The organism is Streptomyces sp. NPDC002276 (assembly GCF_053891435.1).
Genome location: NZ_JBSFCQ010000004.1, coordinates 202,613 through 217,648, shown reverse-complemented (window position 1 = coordinate 217,648; position 15,036 = coordinate 202,613). Strand labels below are relative to the sequence as shown.

The 15,036-nt window shown below is 69.9% G+C and carries 13 protein-coding genes; 8 read left to right on the top strand and 5 right to left on the bottom strand.

Annotated elements, in window-relative coordinates; genetic code table 11:
- Positions 1–51: 51 nt before the first annotated feature.
- Positions 52–1,101 carry a cyclase family protein gene (locus tag ACWIHT_RS13005; protein WP_456167426.1) on the bottom strand — a complete coding sequence of 350 codons (1,050 nt, stop codon included), beginning with the start codon at positions 1,099–1,101 and terminating at the stop codon, positions 52–54.
- A 157-nt stretch (positions 1,102–1,258) separates the two neighbouring features.
- On the opposite strand from ACWIHT_RS13005, the gene ACWIHT_RS13000 reads away from it, so the two are divergent.
- Both ACWIHT_RS13000 and ACWIHT_RS12995 read left to right on the top strand, forming a co-directional pair.
- Complete coding sequence (locus tag ACWIHT_RS13000) at positions 1,259–1,657, top strand: nuclear transport factor 2 family protein (RefSeq protein ID WP_456167424.1); 399 nt, start codon at positions 1,259–1,261, stop codon at positions 1,655–1,657.
- 47 nt (positions 1,658–1,704) lie between these two features.
- Positions 1,705–2,103, top strand: coding sequence for a nuclear transport factor 2 family protein (locus ACWIHT_RS12995; protein WP_456167422.1), 399 nt, complete (start codon positions 1,705–1,707; stop codon positions 2,101–2,103).
- Positions 2,104–2,176: 73 nt separating this feature from the next.
- On the opposite strand, the gene ACWIHT_RS12990 is transcribed toward ACWIHT_RS12995, so the two are convergent.
- Entirely contained in the window at positions 2,177–3,805 is a 1,629-nt protein-coding gene (locus ACWIHT_RS12990) for a flavin-containing monooxygenase (RefSeq protein ID WP_456167420.1), read from the bottom strand.
- A gap of 228 nt (positions 3,806–4,033) precedes the next feature.
- On the opposite strand from ACWIHT_RS12990, the gene ACWIHT_RS12985 reads away from it, so the two are divergent.
- From ACWIHT_RS12985 to ACWIHT_RS12960, 6 genes are all read left to right on the top strand, one after another.
- Positions 4,034–4,429 carry a carboxymuconolactone decarboxylase family protein gene (locus ACWIHT_RS12985; RefSeq protein WP_456167418.1) on the top strand — a complete coding sequence of 132 codons (396 nt, stop codon included), beginning with the start codon at positions 4,034–4,036 and terminating at the stop codon, positions 4,427–4,429.
- Between the two features lie 58 nt (positions 4,430–4,487).
- On the top strand, positions 4,488–5,228 hold the full coding sequence (locus ACWIHT_RS12980; RefSeq protein WP_456167416.1) for an SDR family NAD(P)-dependent oxidoreductase: 741 nt from the start codon (positions 4,488–4,490) through the stop codon (positions 5,226–5,228).
- Positions 5,229–5,272: 44 nt separating this feature from the next.
- Positions 5,273–6,490: an NAD(P)/FAD-dependent oxidoreductase gene (locus tag ACWIHT_RS12975; RefSeq protein ID WP_456167414.1), complete on the top strand. Its 1,218-nt coding sequence runs from the start codon at positions 5,273–5,275 to the stop codon at positions 6,488–6,490.
- Between the two features lie 18 nt (positions 6,491–6,508).
- Positions 6,509–6,703: a ferredoxin gene (locus ACWIHT_RS12970; RefSeq protein ID WP_033279370.1), complete on the top strand. Its 195-nt coding sequence runs from the start codon at positions 6,509–6,511 to the stop codon at positions 6,701–6,703.
- Positions 6,704–6,752: 49 nt separating this feature from the next.
- Positions 6,753–7,988: a cytochrome P450 gene (locus ACWIHT_RS12965; RefSeq protein WP_456167412.1), complete on the top strand. Its 1,236-nt coding sequence runs from the start codon at positions 6,753–6,755 to the stop codon at positions 7,986–7,988.
- A 79-nt stretch (positions 7,989–8,067) separates the two neighbouring features.
- Positions 8,068–8,985 carry an SDR family NAD(P)-dependent oxidoreductase gene (locus ACWIHT_RS12960; protein ID WP_456167410.1) on the top strand — a complete coding sequence of 306 codons (918 nt, stop codon included), beginning with the start codon at positions 8,068–8,070 and terminating at the stop codon, positions 8,983–8,985.
- A gap of 50 nt (positions 8,986–9,035) precedes the next feature.
- Here ACWIHT_RS12960 and ACWIHT_RS12955 read toward each other — a convergent pair whose 3' ends face one another.
- From ACWIHT_RS12955 to ACWIHT_RS12945, 3 genes are all read right to left on the bottom strand, one after another.
- On the bottom strand, positions 9,036–9,764 hold the full coding sequence (locus ACWIHT_RS12955; RefSeq protein ID WP_456167408.1) for a class I SAM-dependent methyltransferase: 729 nt from the start codon (positions 9,762–9,764) through the stop codon (positions 9,036–9,038).
- Positions 9,765–9,945: 181 nt separating this feature from the next.
- Complete coding sequence (locus ACWIHT_RS12950) at positions 9,946–12,447, bottom strand: SpoIIE family protein phosphatase (protein ID WP_456167406.1); 2,502 nt, start codon at positions 12,445–12,447, stop codon at positions 9,946–9,948.
- A gap of 150 nt (positions 12,448–12,597) precedes the next feature.
- Positions 12,598–15,000 (bottom strand): MFS transporter, encoded by a 2,403-nt coding sequence (locus ACWIHT_RS12945; protein WP_456167404.1) that lies wholly within the window; start codon positions 14,998–15,000, stop codon positions 12,598–12,600.
- Between the last annotated feature and the right edge of the window lie 36 nt (positions 15,001–15,036).

Sequence of the window (15,036 nt, the reverse complement as noted above, 5' to 3'; positions counted from 1 at the left end):
GGGCCCCCAGAATCTCTGGGGGCCCTTCCCGTCGTAGCGGCTGTCAGGCGGTCAGACGGTCGCGACCGGTGTCAGCGGACTGCCCTGGGTGCCGGGCAGGTTGAGCGGGGGCGCGGTGAGCAGGAAGCGGCTGCGGTCGTGCTCGCGGAGCCAGGCCGCCAGCTTCTCCAGGTACCACAACTCGCCCAGCGGGACGCCCAGTTTGAAGAGGCAGAGGTTGTGGATCGGGAGCAGCGAGTGCGGGGTGTTGTCCTCGGGGCCGACGCCCACGCCCTCGACGGCGTAGTTGTCCGAGATCAGCGCCGAGATCTGCGAGTCGGCGATCCACTCCAGCAGCGCCGGGTCGAACGCGTCGAGGTAGGAGGCCGTGGTGTGGATGCCCACGGGGTCGGGGTTCTTGCCCCAGGCCATCACGGCGGTGTCGAAGCCGGTGTGCAGGAGGAGCATGTCGCCGGGTTCGACGACGATGTTGTCCGCCGCCATGATCTCCTGAAGGGTCTTCAGGTTGACCGGCTGCCAGGTGTTGCCCAGGTGGTGGGCGAGGTCGATCAGGACGCCCCGGCCCTGGACCCCGTGCTCCGCCATGTGCTCAAGGCCCAGGTGGCGGGCGAAGCCGAGGGTGCCGCTGCCGTCGCCCTTGGCGTCCTCCTGCGGTCCGACGATGTCGGTGTCCGCACGGTAGCCGTTGTAGTAGACGGCCTCCTCGACGCCGTCACCGTCGGCGTCGAACTCCTGGCCCTGGTGGGCGAGTGCGTCCCACTGGGTCGAGTACTGGAGCCAGAGGGTCACCACGTCGTCGGACCAGACGTCCCTGAGGTGCGGCGAGAAGTGCTCGCGCGCCTTGATGTTGTAGAAGACGTCCTGCTTGTGTTCGAGGTCCTCGGTGGGCCGCAGGATCGGAGGGTAGCGTCGCTGGTTCAGCTCGCTCCCGCCCGGATAGTCGAGCGGCAGGCTCAGGCTGAAGCTGATGCCGTGCTCGACCTCGCGGACCCCCTGGAGCACCTTCTCGGGGGTGAGCAGGTTGATGCGACCCAGTTCGTCGTCATCGCCCCAATCGCCCCACGTCGAGCCCGGCGGACGCTGCTTCCAACGCTTCGTCATGTTCACGCCTCCTTCGGCGGCAGTCCCCGTTGACCAGCCGCCCGCATGTTATTTGTGATTGTACCGATCGGTCAACGAATCCGGCGCACCCCCCTCCCTTTATCTTCGACTCATCAATAGACTGAGTGGTCGAAACACCCTGACCTTGGAGCGAAGAATGAGCGAATCCACACAGGCGTGGGTCGTGGCGGGCGTACGGGCCGTGCTCGGCGCGCACACCCAGGCCCAGGACGCCGGCCGCACCGACGACCTCGCCGTGCTGTACACGCCCGACGCCGTCCTGGAGATACCGGGCATGGACCCGGTCGAGGGGCGCGACGCGATCCACGCGGCCTTCAAGGGATGGGAGCCGGTCCAGCCGCAGCTCCACCTGGTGACCAACACCGTCGTGACGTCCACGGGCGAGGACGAGGCCCGCGCGCTGAGCGACGTGGTCTTCCTCCAGCGCGGCGAGGCGGGCTGGGCGATCGGCGTGGTCGGGCACTACGACGACACCCTGCGCCGCCAGGACGGCACCTGGCTGCTGCACCGCAGGAAGACCACGTACCAGGCGTGACGGCCTTGCCCCTCAGCCCACTTGAGACTTCCCGACCTTGGAGTGAGATGACCACCTCGATCGACCCGTCCGTCACCGCGGCCGTGCAGACCGCCATCGCCGCCTACGCCCAGGCCCTGGACGCCGACCGCCCCGACGACGTCGCCGCCCTGTTCACCCCCGACGGCGTCGCCGAGATCGTCGGCATGGCCAAGTTCGAGGGCCGGGAGGCGATCCGGCAGGGCTTCGGCGGCTTCAAGCCCCAGAAGCCGCAGTTGCACCTGGTGGCCAACACCGTCGTCACCTCCGCGACCGACGACGAGGTGACCGCCACCAGCAACCTCGCGTTCTTCGGACGCGGTGACGCCGGCTGGTCCGTGGAGCTGGTCGGGCGCTACGACGACGTCCTGCGCCGGCACGAGGGCGAGTGGCGCTTCCAGTACCGGACGACGACCTTCCTGCCGTAGTCCGGCCGACCGCACCGCACGGACCCCGACGCCCGTGCCGCCCACGTCCAGGGCGGCACGGGCGTCGGGGCGTTCAGGCGTCCGGAGCCTCGGCCTTGGTGAGCACGAAGGTCGGGAACTCGTTCTGCTTGACGGTGTTGATCGCCTCCTGGAGCGCCCACCGCCCCGTCGGGTTGAGGAGCTGCTTGACCGGCTTGCCGGGGATGTTGCCGCCGTAGAAGTAGCTGCTCTCCAGGAAGGAGGACATCTTGCTGTTGTTCATGCTGTCCGTCCACTCCTCCTCGGCGGCCTCGGTGACCTCGACGACGTCGTAGCCGTGGTCGCGCGCGTGGACGATGGCGTCGGTGATGATCTCCACCTGGTCGCCGGCGTAGCGCGGGTTGTTGCCGGTCGCGCCGTGCGGGCCGCCGGGGAAGAAGAAGTTGGGGAAGCCGGCCGTGGCGACACCGAGGTAGGTGCGCGGGCCGTCCGACCAGTACTCCTTGAGCGACAGACCCTGACGGCCTTGTACGCCGAGCCTGTTGAGGGCGCCGGTGCCGAAGTCGTAGCCGGTGGCCCAGATGATGATGTCGAACTCCTCGACACCGTCGGCGGTTTCGATGCCGTCCTCGGTGATGCGGGTGATCGGCGTCGTGTTGATGTCGACGAGGGAGACGTTCGGCTTGTTGTACGTCTCGTAGTAGCCGGTGCCGAAGGGAGGCCGACGCCCGCCGTAGCCGTGCCCCTTGGGGATCAACTTGTCGGCGGTCTCGGGGTCCTTGACGATGCTGCGGATCTTGTCGGCCATGAACGCGCACCACTCCGCGTTGACGGTCTCGTTCGACAGCATGTCCATGTAGTGCTCGGTCAGCTTCGTGAAGCCTGGACCGTTCCAACGCTCCTCGTAGAACGCCTGGCGGTCCTCCGGGCTGTCGTCGAGGCCGGAGCGCATGACGATCTGGTGCAGGAAGCCGCTGGGCGAGGTGTTCAACGTGTCGCGGATGGACTCGTAGTTGGCCTTCAGCTCCGCCTGTTCCTCCGCGGTGATCGGCCCGTTGTTGAGCGGCGTGAGCCAGTCCGCGTCCTTCTGATACACCGTCAACTGCGCTACGTCGTCGGCGATCGCGGAGATGATCTGCACCCCGCTGGAGCCGGTGCCGATCTGGGCGACCCGCTTGCCGGTGAAGTCGATGGGCGTCTTCGGCCAGCGCGAGGTGTGGTGCTGCTCGCCGCGGAAGTCCTCGCGGCCGGGGATGCCCGGGATGAACGGCACGGAGAGGTTGCCGGTGGCCGCGACGACGTAGCGGGCCCTGACCTCGGTGCCGTCGCTGCCCCGGACGGTCCAGGTGCCGGAGGGCTCGTCGAAGACGGCCGAGGTCACCTTGACGCCGGTGCGGATGTCTTGCCGCAGGTCGAACTTGTCGACGACGTGGTTGAAGTAGCGCTCGATCTCGGGCTGGCCCGCGAACCGCTCCGACCACTCCCACTCCTCCCACAGCTCCTTCGAGAAGAGGTAGCCGTAGGTGTAGCTCTCGGAGTCGAAGCGCGCCTCGGGGTAGCGGTTCCAGTACCAGGTGCCGCCCACACCCGTGCCCGCTTCGAGGAGCCGCACCGAGAAGCCCGCCTCGCGGGCGGTGTACAGCTGGTAGATGCCGGTGACGCCGGCCCCGATGACGAGGACGTCGACCCGGTCCTGGACCGCCGGCTTCGAAGATTCGCTCATTTGCGCTCCATGGTGACTGGGGCTGCGGCTCCCACATGAGCCTGGTTTGATAGTTCGACCAGTCGGTCGAATATTCAGACCGAGAGTAGATGAGGGACTTGGCCCGATCAATGGCGATGACGGAGAGAGCTTGGACCAGCCATATCCGCGACAGGCATTGATTGTACCGACCGTTTGATCTAACTTTCGTTTGGGACGAATGCAATCCGCATGCACCGGGAGTCACGCATGAGCGTCGAAGACGTCAAGGAAACCACCGATCTGCGCGCCGCGGGGCTGAAAGCCCTTCGTGCCGCGCTGCCCGGGGTGGTGCCCGCGGAGGGCGATCTCGACATGCGGGACGGCAAGTTCGGCGAGGATCTCGTCGAGATCGGCCTGTCCACCGTGTGGGGCGCGCTGTGGGGCCGCGAGGGTCTGGCCCCGCGCGACCGCAGCCTCGTCACCCTCGGCATCCTGATCGCGCTCGGCGCCGAGACCGAGCTGAAGACCCACGTCCGGGTGGCCCTGACCAACGGGGTGACCCGGGACGAGCTGGCCGAGGTCATCTACCACTCCGCCGGGTACACCGGCTTCCCCAAGGCCGTAGGCGCCCGTACGGCGGCCCGCGAGGCCCTGGGCGAATAGCCGGACGAACCACCGGTGCCCCTTCTCCGGCACCGCGCACGAGCGCAAGGGAGCGCACATGTCACTGCAAGGAAAGGTCGCCGTCGTCACCGGTGGCGGCCGGGGCATCGGCCAGGCGATCGCGAAGGTGCTCGCGGCCAGGGGAGCCGCGGTCGCGGTGTGGGACCTCAACACCGAGGGCGCCGAGAAGACCGCGGCGGCCATCCAGGAGGCGGGCGGTACGGCGATCGCCGTCTCGGGCGACGCGGCCGAGGCCGGCGCGGTGGCAGCCGCCGCGGCCCGTACCCGCGAGGACCTCGGTCCCATCACGATCCTCGTCAACAACGCCGGCATCACCGCCTACGAGCCGTTCACCAGCATCTCCGAGGCGTCCTGGGACCGCATGATCGCGATCAACCTCAAGGGCCCGTTCCTGGTCACCCAGGAGATCGTGCCCGACATGGTCGCGGCGGGCTGGGGCCGGATCATCAACATCTCCTCGTCCTCCGCGCAGACCGGCGCGCCCGCGATGGCCCACTACGCGTCCTCCAAGGGCGGTGTCATCGGCCTCACCCGCGCCCTCGCGATCGAGTACATCGAGAAGGGCATCACGGTCAACCACGTGCCGCCCGGTTTCATCGACACCCCGCTGGTCCGCCAGGGCCCCGTCGACGTGGAGAAGGCAGCCGCCACCATGCCGATGAAGCGCGCCGGACTGCCGGAGGACGTCGCCTACGCGGTGGCCTACCTCGCCTCCGAAGAGGCCTCCTACGTCACCGGCCAGACCCTCAGCACCAACGGCGGACGCTACCTCGTGTGAGCACCCGCAAAGTACATCGCAACGACGCAGCAACGGAGCCGCACATGAGCATCGAGGACGACACCGGGGCCGTGGCCCACGTGCTGGTGGTGGGCGCCTCCGCGTCCGGGCTGACCACGGTGGAGGCCCTCCGCCGCAAGGGGTACACCGGCCGGATCACGGTGCTCGGCGCCGAACCGCACGCCCCGTACGACCGGCCGCCGCTGTCCAAGCAGATCCTCTCCGGCGCCTGGGACCCCGAGCGGGCCGCGCTGCGCACCGAGGAGACGCTGAGCGGCCTGGACACCGAGTTCGTCTACGGCGATCCGGCCGTCGCCCTCGACACGGCGACCCGGACCGTACGCACCGAGTCCGGGCGCGAGCTGAGCGCGGACGCGATCGTGATCGCCACCGGGGTACGGCCCCGAGTGCTGCCCGGACAGGGCGAGTTGACCGGCGTGCATGTGCTGCGCACCCTCGACGACGCGCTCGCCCTGCGCACCGATCTGCTCGCCGGGTCCCGTCTGGTCGTCGTCGGCGAAGGAGTCCTCGGCTCCGAAATCGCCGCTACGGCACGGATGTTGGACCTGGACGTCACCCTGGCAGGACCGCTCGCCGGACCGCTGGCCCTTCAGGTGGGCCCGCTGGTGTCGGGACTGCTGGCGGAGCTGCACACCGAGCGGGGCGTGCGGCTCCGGCTCGGGAACGGTGTCTCGGGGTTCACCAGTGCCCAAGGCCGCGTCTCCGGCGTGGAGTTGAGCACCGGCGAGGTACTGCCCGCCGATGTGGTCGTGGTCGCGATCGGGGCGAGTCCGGCGACGGAGTGGCTGGCCGACAGCGGGCTGGAACTCGACAACGGCGTGGTGTGCGACTCGCGTTGCCGGGCCGCGCCCGGGATCTACGCCGTGGGTGACGTGGCCCGCTGGCACCACGAGCAGCTTGGCCGGTTGATCCGGCTGGAGAACCGGACGAACGCCACCGAGCAGGCCATGGCGGTCGCCGGCGCGATCCTCGGCGACGACCGGCCGTACGAACCGGTGCCGTACTTCTGGACCGACCAGTTCGACGCCAAGCTCCAGGTACACGGATTCCTGCCGGCCGATGCCGAAGTGGACGTCGTGGACGGTGACCTGACGGCCCGTCGGTTCGTCGCGCGGTACCGCAGCGGCGGCCGGGTCACCGGGATCCTCGGCTGGAACATGCCCAAGCAGGCCAGGCAGCGCCGTCAGGAGATCGTCGATTCGGTCTCTTCCCCCGCCCCCGTCTCCTCCCCGGCCCACTGAACGATCAGGAGAGTTGTCATGAAGGTTGTCGTCGACGAGGACAAATGCGTCGCCGCCGGACAGTGCGTCGCCGCCGCGATGGACGTGTTCGACCAGCGTGACGAGGACGGCATCGTCGTCCTGCTGAACGAGAACCCGCCGGCCGAACTGGCCGACGACGTACGGAACGCGGCGGCCGTGTGCCCGGCGCTGGCGATCCGTATCGAGGAGTAGCAGAGCGTCCCCCGTTCCCCCCACACCCTCACTCGTTGGAGGAAAGACCATGGCCGAGACAGATCTGGCCGCCCCCGACCCGGAGATCTTCGACTACCCGGGCGTCAAGGACAGCCGGTGCCCGTTCGCTCCGCCGGCCGCGCTTGTCGCCCTGAACGACAAGGCGCCCGTGTCACGGGGCCGGATCTTCGACGGCAGCACCCCCTGGCTCGTCACAGGGCATGCCGCGCAGCGTGTGATCCTTTCGGACCCCCGGGTGAGCTCGGACGACAAACAGCCCGGGTTCCCGTTTCCGAACGAGGTCATGAAGGCGACCCATCACCACCACCCGCTGACCATCTTCAACGCGGACGGCGCCGACCACACGCGGATCCGCCGCATGATGACGGCTCCGTTCACGCGCAACCGGATGGAGAAGCTCCGGCCGGACATCCAGCGCTTCACCGACGAGCTCATCGACAAGATGCTGGCGGGCCCCAAGCCGGTGGATCTGGTCACCGCGCTGTCGTTGCCGCTGCCCTCGCTGATGATCTGCGCCCTGCTCGGTGTGCCCTACGAGGACCACGACTTCTTCCAGGAGCACGCCTCCTACGCGACCCGGAGCGACAAGACCGTCGAGGAGCAGCAGGCGGCCAACGGGGCGCTGGCCGGCTATCTGGCCAAGCTGCTCCAGGCCAAGACGGAGGAGCCGACCGACGACGTGATCTCGGAGTTCGCCGGGCGGATCAAAGCGGGCGAGATCACCCTTCCCGATGCCACCCTCCTCTGCATGATCCTGCTGATCGCCGGTCACGAGACCAGCTCCAGCATGATCACGCTGGGCACCGCCCTGCTCCTGGAGAACCCGGAGCAGCTGGCCGTGCTTCAGGAGACGGACGACCCGAAGGTCGTCGCGAACGCGGTCGAGGAGATCCTGCGCTATGTGACGGTCCCGCAGCTCGGGCAGCGGCGGATCGCCCGCGAGGACATCGAGATCGAGGGCGTGACCATCAAGGCGGGCGAGGGCATCGTCGTACCGCTGCCCGCGGGCAACTGGGACCCGGCGGCGTTCCCCGAGCCGGAGAAGTTCGACATCGGCCGGGAGGCACGCCATCACCACGCGTTCGCCTGGGGCATCCACCAGTGCCTCGGCCAGCAGCTCGCACGGATCGAGCTCCAGGTCGTGTACGGCACGCTCTATCGGCGTGTCCCGACCCTGAAGCTCGCGGTCCCCTTCGACGAGCTCAGTTTCCGGACCGCCGACGATCTCGCCGGCGGCATCCGTGAGCTGCCCGTCACCTGGTAGTCCGGGCAGCTCCACGCAGTAGGACGATCACCATGACAGCGTCGACAACGGTGTGTGACGCGTACGACAGGAGTCAGGCATGAGCGAGTTCAGCTTCGAGGGACGCGTCGCCGTCGTCACCGGCGCGGGCCGTGGCCTCGGCCGCGCCTACGCCCGTCTGCTGGCGGAGCGCGGGGCGAAGGTCGTCGTCAACGACCTGGGCGGGTCGATGGAGGGCGAGGGCTCGGACGCCGGACCCGCGCAGAAGGTCGTCGACGGGATCATCTCCGCGGGCGGCGAGGCGGTGGCCGACACCCACGACGTGTCCACGACCGCGGGCGGCGAGGCCATCATCGGCACCGCGATCGAGACCTTCGGCCGGATCGACGTCCTCGTCAACAACGCCGGGATCATCCGCTACGCGGGCCTGCCGGAGATCGAACTCGACAACCTGGAACGGCACTTGGCCGTCCACCTCCTCGGTTCCTTCAACACGATGCGCGCCGCCTGGCCGCACTTCGTCGAGCAGGGCTACGGCCGGGTCGTCCTCACCACCTCCAGCGGCATGTTCGGCATGGACAACAACCTGTCCTACGCCGCCGCGAAGGCGGGCACGGTCGGCATGGCACGCAGCGCGAAGCTGGCGGGCGAGCCGCACAACATCAAGGTCAACCTGATCGCGCCCGCCGCGATGACCCGGATGGGCGGCGGCCCCGACGAGGAGCCCGCCGCGACCGTGGCGGGTATGCCGTACATGCCGTCGTCGGCGGCGGCGCCGATGGTGGCCTACCTCGCGCACGAGAGCGTCCCGGTGAGCGGGGAGATCTACACGGCCGGCGCGGGCCGCTTCGCGCGGGTCTTCCTGGCCTCGACGGAGGGGTACGCGCACGAGGGGGGCGACGCCTCCGTCGAGGACATCGCGAAGAACTGGGACGCGATCAACGACGAGAAGGGGTACTACGTGCCCGCGGACCTGATGGCGTGGTCCGGGTCGTTCCTCAAGCACCAGTTCGGATAGATAGGACGGGCAGGGGGAGGCGGTGAGCCGCCCCGCCTCCCCCTGTCGCCTCAACTGGTCGCGCGGCCCGCGATGTGCCACTTCGACGGCAGCTCGATGCGGGCGCCGTCGGGCCTGAACTCGGTGGTGATCAGCGGGAGTTCACCGCTCGCGAGGATGGTGAGACCGGCCGCGCGGAGGAGTTCGGGCACCTCGTCGTCGGCCACCTCGCCGGGGGCGATGCCGTGCCGGAGGATCGGGGCGAGCTTCGCGGGCGGCCCCTCCGGGTCCTGGGCCAGACCGCCGATGATCGGGCGGGCGGCCTCGGCGAGTTCGACGAGGAAGACATGGCCGCGCCCCCCGACGAGCGTGGCGATCCCGTCCACCAGCGGCTGCCGGTCGTCGGCGTCGACCTGGTGCAGCACACCCCGCATATAGACGTTGGCGTCGCCGAGTTCGGCGTGCAGCGTCTCGACCTCGGTCTTGTCGGACGCGTCCAGCAGGCGGTAGGTCGCCTGCCCCGCCGGGTCCGCGTGCCGGGCGTGGTCGACGGCCGCGGCGGAGAGGTCGGCGCCCACTACATGGTTGAAGCGGTCGGCGAGGAACCGGGTCTGCGTGCCGTTGCCGCAGCCGAGGTCGATCATCTGGAGGCCCGGGTCCCGCAACTTCGGTTCGAACAGGGCGAGATGGAGTCCCACCGTCTGCGTCGGCGACGCGTCCCAGAAGACGGCCCCCTGTTCCTCGGGCGCCTCGCGCCAGAAACCCTCCCAGGCGTCCCGGTACCGACTGGTCACGCTCATGCCCAACTCCCCAGGATGCAAGGCCGTTCCGCCGTAAGTGACGGGCCAGTACGGTTTATCGCGCCCGGGTCCCGCTCACAAGCACACGGCGCATTCCTTCACCGCTCATTCGACACGTGTACGCCGATGTGCGCCCCGCGCGCCCCCTCGGTCACCTGCGCTTCAGTGGCGCGGCAGGGTTTCAGCGGCGGGGCAGGGTGAGTTCGAACCAGACGGTCTTGCCCGCGGTGGTACGGCTGGCGCCCCACTCGCGGGCGAGTGTGCCGATCACATGCAGTCCGCGCCCGAACTCGTCGTCGGGGCCCGCGCTGAGCAGGGTCGGCAGGGTGGGGTCATCGTCGTCCACCTCGCACAGCAGGGTGTCGCCGCGCACCAGGCGCAGTTCGATCCGGCGGCCGTGGGAGTGCCGTACGGCGTTGGTGACCAGTTCGTCGGCCAACAGGGCGGCGGTGTCGGCGAGTTTGGCGAGGCCCCACTCGTGGAGCTGTTCGCGGACCACCGCGCGGGCCCGGCCGACCTCGGCCGGGTCGAGGGCGAGCCGCCACTCGGCGACGTCGTCCGGCTCGATGCCGTTGAGTCGGGCCATCAGGAGGGCCACGTCGTCCTTGCGGCCGCCGCGCGTGTTGAGGGAGCGGATGATCGTGTCGCAGGCGTCGTCCATGGACGCGGCCGGATGCGCGGCCGACTCGCTCAGCGTCGCGAGTCCTACGCCGATGTCCTCGCCGCGCACCTCGACCAGACCGTCGGTGCACATCACGAGCCGGTCGCCGGGCTCCACGCGCACGCGGACCGCCTCGAAGGGCACCCCGCCGACGCCGATGGGCGCGCCCGTGGGCAGGTCCAGCAGCTCGCTGCGGCCGTCCCGGGCCCGCACGATCACCGGCGGGATGTGGCCCGCGTTGCCGATGTGGAGTTCGCTCGCGATCGGGTCGTAGACGACGTAGAGACAGGTCGCGAGGTAGGTGTCGCCGAGGCGCTGTGCCAAGTCGTCGAGGTTGCGCAGGAGTTGGGCGGGCGGGAGGTCCATGGCTGCCATGGTCTGCACGGCGGTGCGCAACTGGCCCATCATCGCTGCCGAGTTGAGGCCGTGGCCCATGACGTCGCCGACGACGAGCGCGGTGCGGGCGCCGGGCAGTTTCACCGAGTCGAACCAGTCGCCGCCGACGCGTCCGAGCAGTGTGCCGGGCAGATAGCGGGTGGCGATGTCGCAGCCCGCCATGCGTGCCGGGATGTGCGGCAGCATGCTGTCCTGGAGGGTCTCGGCGACACTCTCCTGGTAGGTGTACATGCGTGCGTTGTCGAGCACGAGGCCCGCGCGGGCGGCGAGTTCGGCGCCGGTGACGCGGTCCATGTCGTTGAACTCGACGCGCTCCGGGTGGCGCAGCAGGATCATGAAGCCGAGGACGACATTGCGTGCCTTGAGCGGGACGACCAGCATGGAGCGGCCGGTGATGAGTGGCCGGATGTCGCGCTTCTCGAACTGCGAGGCGATCATGTGCCCCATCTGTTCGCTGATGCGCGGCACGAGCACGGGTTCGCCGGTGGTCATGCACTGGAAGAACGGGGTGTGCGCCGGGAACGGCATGGCCTCGCCGACCGGTACGACGTCGTCCCAGCGGCCGGGTTCGTCGGTGTGCTCCAGCGCGACCCGGTGCCACATGGTGGTGGTGTCCGGCACACCGTCCGGGAACCCCTCGCCGGCGACGACCTGTTCGCGCAGATAGGTGCCCGCGACGTCGGTGAAGCGGGGGACGACGGCCCGGCTGACTTCGACGATGGTGGTGGCGAGGTCGAGCGAGGTGCCGATGCGTCCGCTGACCTCGTTGAGGAACTCCAACCGCTCGCGTACGGCGGCGTATTCGAGGTCCTCGCGCTCGTCCACGACCTCCTCGGGCACGGGCAGGCCCTCGGCGACCGCCGCCGCTGCCCGTTCGCGGCGCGCCTTGCGCTCGGCGCGGCGGGCGACGCCCCAGTCCGGGGTCACCGGCACCCGCTCGTTCTGGCTGAACTCCAGGACGGGATAGCCCAGTTCGAGGACCTGGGCGACGATGCGGGCGCTCTCGTCGACGCTCATGCTGGGCAGGATCTCGGGGAGCCTGCGGGCGAGTTCGTCGGCGCCGGAGAAGTCGGTGTGGTGAGCGAAGCCGGGTGCTATGCGCTCGAAGGCGCCGTCCGCCTCGGGCAGGTCCTGGCGCAGGCCGCCCGCGTCGGCGGCGAGCACGAGCAGCCGCTCGCGGCCGGGGCCGACCAGCGGGTACGCCCACCACAGGACGTCCACGCGGTCGCTCCCCCAGCCTTCGGCCAGGAGGACCCCCGTCTCGCTTCGCTCGGGCACGGTGAGGCGGGCGCGTCCTGCGGCCGGGTAGGACAGCTGTCCGTCGAGGGAGGACTCCAGGTCGGGGCCGAGCCCGTCGTAGGCGTCGAACGCGCCGTAGGGAGTGGCCTCTTGCTCGTCTGGCAGGGCGCCGGAGACGGGGAGCAGGTCGACGGCCGTCTGGCCGATCGCCTCTTCCTTGGTGGTGCCGAACAGCCGCCGGGCGCCCCGGCTCCAGTGCGAGACGAGTCCGTCGCGGTCGATCAGGATCACAGCCAGCGGGATACGGCCCGCCGCGGTGTGTTCGCTCACCACGTCGTCCCCGGCTCCGCGGCCGGGAGGCGCCTCCCGCTCGGTGCCACGGTCCATGGCCCAGGCCCTCTCTCCCCACGGCTCCGCAAGATCTGTGCCGCCATCCACCACGCTACGGGGGCGTCCGGTGGCGATGTGCGGCATTCCTGGAATTGGTTCCATCCAATCCGCACCGGCGTGCGCCTGCGCGCCCCGTGGGGCAGGGGATCAGTCCTCGTGGCCGAGTTGCAGATCGCGCTCGGTGCGTCCCCCGCCCGCCACCTGGAGCACGGTGGCCACGGGCGGATACCCGGCGGCGATCACCGTGTACTCGCCGGAGGACAGGTCGACGAACCGGAAGGTGCCGTCGGGGCCCGTGGTGAGGGTGTCGACGACGTTGCCCGCCGCGTCGAGGAGCGTCACGCGCGCGTCCTCGACGGGCCGCCCGCCGCTCGCCCTGACCGTGCCGCGCAGCACGGCGCCGCCGGCGAGTTCGACGTCCTGCCGGGTCTCGCGGGAGGACTGCACGCTGACGGGGAGCGCGGCGGGGCGGAACGCGGGCGCGCTGGCCGCGAGGGTGTACTCACCGGCCACCAACTCGCTGATCACATAGGTGCCTTCGCGTCCGCTGCGGGTACTGGCCACCACCTCGCCGTGCACATTGGTGAGCGTCACGGCGGCCTCCCGCACCGGGGTGCCGTCCGCGGTCAGCACACTCCCGGCGAGGCGTCCGGCGCCGCCGAGGACGACGTCGAGTTCGACGGGCCGCTCCCCCACGGTCACCGACACCGCCTGCGGCTGGTGCCCGCCCGCCGCCGCGATCAGGACGTACGACCCGGAGCCGGGCGTCGACAGCGCGTACCGCCCGTCCGCGCCACTGGCGCCACGCCCGATCTGCTGTCCGGACACGTCGATGAGGGTGAGCGCGGCCCGGGGCACGACGGTCCCGTCGGGGTGTTGGACCGTTCCACAGACGGGGATTCCGGCCGCGTAGGCCGAACGGGCCTGCGGGATCGGGGAGTTGAAGGGCGCGGTCTCCGCGGTCTCGGCGGGGGCGTTGTGGGACGCTGCATGGTTCAACAGGGGGGTCTCCTTGAGGAAGAAGGCGATGAACAGGCCGAGGGCGAGCACCGGCACCAGGTAGAGGAAGATCCGGGGCATCGCGTCGGCGTAGGCCCGGATGTAGCTGTCGCGCAGCGCCGGGGGCAGCGCGTGGACGAGCTGCGGGGTGATGGACTCGGGGTCGGGGAGGCCCGCCCCCGCGCGTGTGGGGAGGCGGTCGCGCAGCGCGTCGGTGAGCCGGTCGGCGAAGAGCGTGCCGAAGATCGCGGCGCCGACGCTGCCGCCGATCTGCCGGAAGTAGTTGTTGGCGCTGGTGGCGGTGCCGAGGTCGGCGGGCCGTACGGAGTTCTGCACGGCGAGGACCAGGACGGGCATCACCAGTCCGATACCGGCACCGAGGACGGCCATCCAGACGCTGTACTGGAGCCGGGACGTGTCGACTTCGAGCCGGGACAGCAGCCACATGCCGAGGGTGGCCAGCGCGCTGCCGAGGACGGGGTAGATCTTGTAGCGGCCGGTGTGGCTGATGAGTTGGCCGGAGACGATGGACGCGCCGACGATGCCGCCCATCATGGGCAGCATCAGCAGTCCGGACTCGGTGGCGCTCGCCCCGTCGACCATCTGGAGGAAGGTCGGCAGATAGCTGGCGGCGCCGAACAGCGCGACGCCGATCACCAGGCCCACCAGGGCGGTGACGTTGAAGACCGCGTCCCTGAACAGCCGTAACGGGATGAGGGGTTCGGGCGCGAAGCGCTCGGCGACGACGAAGAGGACGACTGCGGCCACGGCTCCCGCGCCGAGGCCGAGGATGACGCGCGAGCCCCAGGCATACTCGGTGCCGCCCCAACTGGTCAGCAGCACCAGGCAGGTTGAGGCGGCGGCGAGCAGCAGTGCGCCGAGGATGTCGAGGCGGGCCTTGACGGTGGGCTTCGGCAGTCTCAGTACGACGGTCACGACGGCGAACGTCACCACGCCGAAGGGCACGTTGACGTAGAAGCACCACCTCCAGGAGAGGTGGTCCGTGAAGTAGCCGCCGAGCAACGGGCCCGCCACGGAGGCGAGTCCGAAGGTGGCGCCGATCAGGCCCATGAAGCGGCCGCGCTGCCGGGGCGGCACGATGTCCGCGATGATCGCCTGGACGCCGATCATGAGTCCGCCGGCGCCGATGCCCTGCACCGCGCGGAACGCGATGAGTTGGTCCATGGACTGGGCGCGGCCCGCGAGTGCGGAGCCGATCACGAAGACCGCGATCGCGAACTGGAACACGCTCTTGCGGCCGAGGAGGTCGCCGAGTTTGCCGTAGACCGGCAGTCCGACCGTGGAGGTGAGGAGGTAGGCGGTGATCGCCCAGGACATCTTCTCCAGGCCGTGCAGTTCGCCGACGATCTTCGGGAGCGCGGTGGCGACGATCATCTGGTCGAGGGCGGCGAGGAGCAGCGCGAGCATCAGGCCGAGGAAGACCAACCGCACGCGGCGCGGGCTGAGTTCGGCCTTGTCGACGGGTGCGGGGACGGGCGCTTCCGGGGGTGCCGGGGCCTGTTCGTCCTGCACCAGAGTCGTCCCGCCCACGTACCGCTCCCCTCGTCGCGCCTGCCGCACAATTCC